Genomic DNA, 5996 nt, shown 5'->3' with positions numbered 1-5996 from the left:
ACGTGGTCCCGCGACGGCACGAGGGCCGCAGTCCCCAGTCAGGGGACTGCGGCCCTCGTCGTGTCCGGCTGGTGTGAGACGCCCGGGAGCTGTGGACGATCAGACGTTGGGGGCGAGCTCGGTGCCCGCACCGCGGCGACGGATCGGCACCTGCGCGTGGTCGAGCCCCTTGCTGGGCTCTGGCTCCTGGCCCTCGATGACGAAGCCGGCATCGGCGATCATCCGCAGGTCGTCCTGGCCCGACTGGCCCTCGCTGGTGAGGTAGTCACCCAGGAAGATGGAGTTGACCACCTCGAGGCTGACCGACTGGAGGCTGCGCAGGTGCTGCTCGCGGCCCGCGGCGGCGCGCACCTCGGTGTCGGGGTGCACCAGGCGCACCATGGCCAGGATGCGCAGGCACTCCAGCGGTTGCAGCGTGCGCTGGCCCTCGAGCGGGGTGCCGTCGAAGGGTAGCAGGAAGTTGACCGGCACCGAGTCCACGCCCATCTCGCGCAGCGCGAAGATGGCCTCGACCAGCTGCTCGGAGCTCTCGCCCATGCCGGCGATCAGGCCGGAGCAGGGGGACAGCCCGGCACCCTTGACCGTCTCGATGTTGTCGGTGCGGTCGGCATAGGTGTGGGTGGTGCAGATGTCCTCGTAGTGCGACTCCGCGGTGTTGACGTTGTGGTTGTAGGCGTCGGCTCCGGCGGCGCGCAGCTTCTTGGCCTGCTCCTCGGTGACGAAGCCCAGGCATGCGCACACCTCCACCTCGGGGTGGGCCTGCTTGATGCCCTCGATCATGCCGGCGACCTTGTCGGTCTCACGGTTGGACGGCCCGGTGCCGGAGGCGACCATGCACACGCGCTTGACGCCGCTGGCCAGCCCGGCTTCGACGACCTCGTGCACCTTCTCGTCCTTGAGCCAGGTGTACTTGAGGATGCCGGAGTTGGCGCCCAGGCGCTGTGAGCAGTAGCCGCAGTCCTCGGCGCAGATGCCGCTCTTGAGGTTGACCAGGTAGTTGAGCTTGACCCGGTTGCCGAAGAAGTGGCGCCGCACCCGTCCGGCGGCGGCGACGAGGCCCAGGACCTCCTCGTCGGGGCACTGGAGCACCTCCAGCGCCTGTTCCGGGGTGATCGACTGGCCTGCCAGTGCGGTCCGGGTCATGGTCTCGAGGTCCATCAGTGCTCCTGGGGTCGCTGCCGTCGCAGTGCTAGGTTCCTTGTCGTGTTCTGTTGAACACCGTTCAAAGAACATTGAACACCGTTCAAGTCGACTCCACAATCGGGGGTCCACCAGTGCGAGGGAAGGCACGCATGGCGCTGACGCGCGAGCAGGTCGTCGACCAGGCGGTCGAGATCCTGGACAGCTACGGCATGGCAGACCTGTCCATGCGACGCCTCGGCGACGCCCTGGGGGTCAAGGCTGGTGCCCTGTACTGGCACGTGGCCAACAAGCAGAGCCTGCTTGCGGCGGTTGCCGACCGGATCCTGTCCCAGGTGGTGGGCCAGCAGATGGCCATCGCCGATCCCGCGGCGGCCTTGCTGCTGTGGGGCGGAGGGCTGCGGAGGGTCCTGCTGGCCCATCGTGACAGCGCCGAACTCGTCGCCACGGCCTTGGCCAGTGGCCTGTGCGAGAAGGACCCGACCGAGGATCCCCGCCGCTGGCTGGTCGAGGCCGGCCTCGACCAACAGAGGGCCGGCTGGGCTGCCCAGGCGGTGCTGCACCTGGTGCTGGGGCACGTCTCGGAGGAGCAGAACATCCTGGTCATGAAGCAGCTGGGCCTGTTGCCCGGTGGTGCTTCGGGTTCGGAGGGTTTCGACTTCGCCCTGCGCTGCCTGGTGGAGGGCATTGCCCGGCAGCTGCCCTGAGCCGGTCAGCAGCGGGTCCGGGTCATGGAATCCAAGGAATACTTATTCCATTTGTGGCATAGTTATGCCCATGAGTTATCGCGTGGCAGTGGCCGGGTGCACCGGCTATGCCGGCGGCGAGGTGCTTCGCCTGCTGCTGGCCCATCCTGAGGTGAGCATCGGATCCCTCACCGCCGGTTCCAGTGCCGGAAGCCTGCTGGGGGAGCACCAGCCGCACCTGGTGCCGCTGGCCGACCGCCCGGTGCTGGAGACCACCCACGAGAACCTGGCCGGCCACGACGTCGTCTTCCTGGCCCTGCCGCACGGCGCCTCGGCGGCGGTGGCCGCCGAGCTGGGTGATGAGGTCCTGGTGATTGACTGCGGCGCCGACTTCCGCCTGGCTGATGCTGAGCAGTGGACCAAGTACTACAAGAGCGAGCATGCAGGCACCTGGCCCTATGGCCTGCCCGAACTGCCCGGTGCTCGCAAGGAGCTGGCCACCACCCGACGCATCGCCGTGCCGGGCTGCTATCCGACCACCAGCACCCTGGCGCTGATGCCCGCCCTGCTGCACGAGCTCGTCGACGGCCATGATGTCGTCATCGCCGCCGCCTCCGGTTCCTCGGGCGCCGGCAAGGCGGCGAAGCCCAACTTGCTCGGTGCCGAGCTGGTCGGCTCGGCCAGCGCCTACGGCGTGGGCGGAGTGCACCGCCACGTCCCCGAACTGCTGCAGAACTTCGCACGCCTGGGCGCGCAGAGCCCGAGCGTCAGCTTCACACCCCTGCTGGTCCCGATGGCCCGCGGCATCCTCGCCGTGGTCAGCGCCCCCGCCCGCGAGGGGATCACCGCCGAGCAGGTCCACCAGGCCTATGCCGACACCTATCGCGACGAGCCCTTCGTCCACGTCCTGCCCCAGGGGCAGTGGCCGCAGAGCCAGCACGTGGTGGGCAGCAATGCCGTCCACGTCAATGCAACCCTCGATGCCGATGCCGGTCGTGTGGTCGCGGTCGCCACCCTCGACAACCTCTGCAAGGGCACCGCCGGGCAAGCGGTGCAGTCCATGAACCTGGCGCTTGGCCTCGATGAGGTCACCGGCCTGAACACGATCGGAGTGGCACCATGACCCAGCAGGAGAGCACCCACGAGGCCCAGGAGTTCTCCGTCGAGAGAGCTGGGTCGGTCACCACGCCCCGGGGTTTCCGGGCGGCTGGTCTGGCCTGCGGCATCAAGGACTCCGGCAAGCATGACCTGGCCGTGGTCGTCAACGATGGACCGCTGCAGGATGCCAGCGCGGTCTTCACCTCCAACCGCTTCGTCGCCGCGCCCGTCCAGTGGTCCCGGGAGGCGGTGGCCGACGGCACCCTGCGCGCCGTGGTCCTCAACTCCGGTGGGGCCAATGCCTGCACCGGCAAGGGGGGGCTCGCGGACTCGCTGCAGACCGCCACCCGCGCCGCCCAGGCACTGGACTGCACCGTCATGGACGTCGCCGTCTGCTCCACCGGTCTGATCGGCGTCCGGCTGCCCATGGACGAGCTCTTGGCCGGTGTCGACGATGCAGTCGCGTCGGCCAGCGTGCAGGGCGGGGCCGATGCGGCGGCTGCGATCATGACCACCGACACGGTGCGCAAGATGGCCAGCCACACCAGCCCCGGCGGGTGGAGCATCGGCGGCATCGCGAAGGGCGCAGGCATGCTGGCCCCGGCGCTGGCCACGATGCTCGTGGTGATCACCACCGACGCCGACATCCGGCCGCTGGCACTGGACCGTGCCCTGCGCGAGGCCTGCAGCCAGACCTTCGACCGGGTGGACTCCGACGGCTGCCAGTCCACCAATGACACCGTGGTGATCATGTCCAGTGGTGCCAGTGGAGTGGCTCCCCGGGGCGACGAGTTCACACAGGCCCTGACGGCTGTCTGCCAGGACCTGGCCATGCAGCTCCTGGCCGACGCCGAGGGCTCGAGCCACGACGTCACGATCACCGTGCGCAATGCCGCCAGCGAGACCGACGCCCTCGAGGTGGGTCGCTCGATCGCCCGCAACAACCTGTTCAAGTGCGCCATCTTCGGCAAGGACCCCAACTGGGGGCGTGTGCTGTCGGCGGTGGGCACCACCGGCGCCGCCTTCGGCCCCGACCAGGTCGACGTCTGGTTCAACGGCGTCTGTGTCTTCCGCCAGGGCGGCATCGGCGAGGACCGCGCACTGGTCGACCTGTCGGGGCGGCAGGTTGACGTCGTCGTCGACCTCAACCACGGACCCAGCCAGGCGAGTGTCTGGACCAATGACCTGACCTACGGATATGTCCAGGAGAATGCGGAGTACTCGTCATGAGCCATGCACGCAGCATCGACACCGCCTCCTTGGTGTCCAAGGCCAACACGCTCATCGAGGCCCTGCCCTGGCTGGCGCAGTATGCCGGCAAGGTCGTGGTGATCAAGTACGGCGGCAATGCCATGATCAACGAGGAGCTGAAGCAGGCCTTCGCCGAGGACATCGTCTTCCTGCGCCGCTGCGGGGTGAAGCCGGTGGTGGTGCACGGTGGTGGCCCGCAGATCTCACACATGCTGCAGCGCCTGGACATCGACAGTGAGTTCAAGGGTGGCTTCCGGGTCACCACTCCCGAGGCGATGGATGTCGTCCGGATGGTCCTGGTCGGCAAGGTCGGCCGGGAACTGGTGAACCTGATCAACGCCCATGGTCCCTTCGCGGTCGGCATGTCGGGCGAGGACGGGGGACTGTTCACGGCCCGACGCCGGGGGACCGTGGTCGACGGTGAGGATGTTGATCTTGGTCTGGTTGGTGATGTCGCCAGCGTGAACCCTGACGCGGTGCTCGACCTGATCGAGGCCGGACGCATCCCCGTGGTGGCCACCGTGGCACCGGACCATGCCGGGGACGTGCACAACGTCAATGCCGACACCGCCGCCTCTGCCCTGGCCGTCGCGCTGGGCGCCGAGCGACTGGTGATGATGACCGATGTCGCCGGCCTCTATGCCAACTGGCCCGACTCCGAGGACGTGATCACCCAGATCACCGCCTCCGAGCTGGCAGAGCTGCTGCCCAGCCTGGCAACGGGGATGCGCCCCAAGATGGAGGCCTGCCTGCGTGCGGTCCAGGCCCGGGTGCCGCGGGCCACGGTGATCGACGGCCGCGTCCAGCACTGCCTGCTGCTGGAGATCTTCACCAATGACGGCGTCGGCACCATGGTCGTCGCAGATCCCGACGGCCCGTCCGGCGACCCCGACCGTGCCGGCCAGACGGCCCAGCCCGTCACCCAGGAGGTGGCCCGATGAGCAACGAGACCACGACGTCGTCCGCCTCGCAGGACGCCTTCACCACGCGGTACGGCCACGTGATGATGAACACCTTCGGCACTCCGCAGCGCGTCTTCGTCCGGGGCAGCGGGACGCAGGTCTGGGATGCCGACGGCAAGCAGTACACCGACATGCTCGCCGGGCTGGCCGTCACCGCGCTGGGCCATGCCCATCCCCGGGTCAACCAGGCGGTCAGCGCACAGATGGCCACCCTGGGGCACGTGTCCAATTTCTTTGCCACGCCGACGCAGGTGGAACTCGCCGAGCGCCTGGTGGGTCTGGCCCTGGCCAATGATCCCGACCGCGGAGCCAAGGTCTTCTTCACCAATTCCGGTGCCGAGGCCAACGAGGCCGCCTTCAAGGTCACTCGTCGCACCGGGCGCACGCGGATCCTCGCCATGGAGGGCGCCTTCCACGGCCGCACGATGGGAGCGCTGGCGATCACCGCCAACCAGAAGTACCGCGAGCCCTTCGAGCCGCTTCCGGGGGAGGTCACCTTCCTGCCCTTCGGGGACCTCGGAGCACTGGAGGCAGCACTCGACGAACGGGTGGCGGCCGTGGTGGTGGAGACAGTCCAGGGCGAGAATGGCGTGCTGCCGCTGCCCGAGGGCTACCTTGCAGAGGCACGCCGGCTCACCGATCAGGTGGGCGCGCTGTTGTGGATCGACGAGGTCCAGACGGGAATCGGACGCTGTGGTTCCTGGCTGGCGAGCACCCCGTCGGGTGTCACGGCCGACCTGGTGACGGTGGCCAAGGGACTGGGCAATGGCTTCCCCATCGGCGCCTGCATCGCGACGGGCCCCGCCGCGGCCCTGCTGAATCCCGGCGAGCACGGCACCACCTTTGGCGGCAATCCCGT

General features: G+C 68.6%; 6 protein-coding genes. 5 read left to right on the top strand and 1 reads right to left on the bottom strand.

Translation table 11 applies throughout. The annotated features are described in order from the left end of the window. Positions 1-99: 99 nt before the first annotated feature. Positions 100-1158 carry a biotin synthase BioB gene (bioB, locus tag ACHFFZ_RS14585; RefSeq protein ID WP_394277326.1) on the bottom strand — a complete coding sequence of 353 codons (1059 nt, stop codon included), beginning with the start codon at positions 1156-1158 and terminating at the stop codon, positions 100-102. A 134-nt stretch (positions 1159-1292) separates the two neighbouring features. On the opposite strand from bioB, the gene ACHFFZ_RS14580 reads away from it, so the two are divergent. The 5 genes from ACHFFZ_RS14580 to ACHFFZ_RS14560 all read left to right on the top strand — a co-directional run. After that, positions 1293-1847: a TetR family transcriptional regulator gene (locus ACHFFZ_RS14580; protein ID WP_394277325.1), complete on the top strand. Its 555-nt coding sequence runs from the start codon at positions 1293-1295 to the stop codon at positions 1845-1847. Between the two features lie 70 nt (positions 1848-1917). Next, the gene (gene argC / locus ACHFFZ_RS14575) at positions 1918-2949 is read left to right on the top strand and encodes an N-acetyl-gamma-glutamyl-phosphate reductase (RefSeq protein ID WP_394277324.1); all 1032 of its coding nucleotides are present in this window, start codon (positions 1918-1920) and stop codon (positions 2947-2949) included. Next, positions 2946-4154: a bifunctional glutamate N-acetyltransferase/amino-acid acetyltransferase ArgJ gene (argJ, locus tag ACHFFZ_RS14570; protein ID WP_394277323.1), complete on the top strand. Its 1209-nt coding sequence runs from the start codon at positions 2946-2948 to the stop codon at positions 4152-4154. The genes argC and argJ overlap by 4 nt, the downstream gene beginning before the upstream one ends. Then, positions 4151-5116 carry an acetylglutamate kinase gene (gene argB / locus ACHFFZ_RS14565; RefSeq protein WP_394277322.1) on the top strand — a complete coding sequence of 322 codons (966 nt, stop codon included), beginning with the start codon at positions 4151-4153 and terminating at the stop codon, positions 5114-5116. Before argJ ends, argB begins: the two co-directional genes overlap by 4 nt. Next, the coding region (locus ACHFFZ_RS14560; RefSeq protein WP_394277321.1) for an aminotransferase class III-fold pyridoxal phosphate-dependent enzyme at positions 5113-5996 on the top strand (884 nt) is incomplete at its 3' end. The genes argB and ACHFFZ_RS14560, both read left to right, overlap by 4 nt.

The sequence above is a fragment of the Luteococcus sp. genome, assembly GCF_043424415.1.
GTDB lineage: Bacteria > Actinomycetota > Actinomycetes > Propionibacteriales > Propionibacteriaceae > Luteococcus.
Note: the sequence above shows the minus strand (reverse complement) of the source record. Positions and strands in the feature narration are given on the sequence as shown.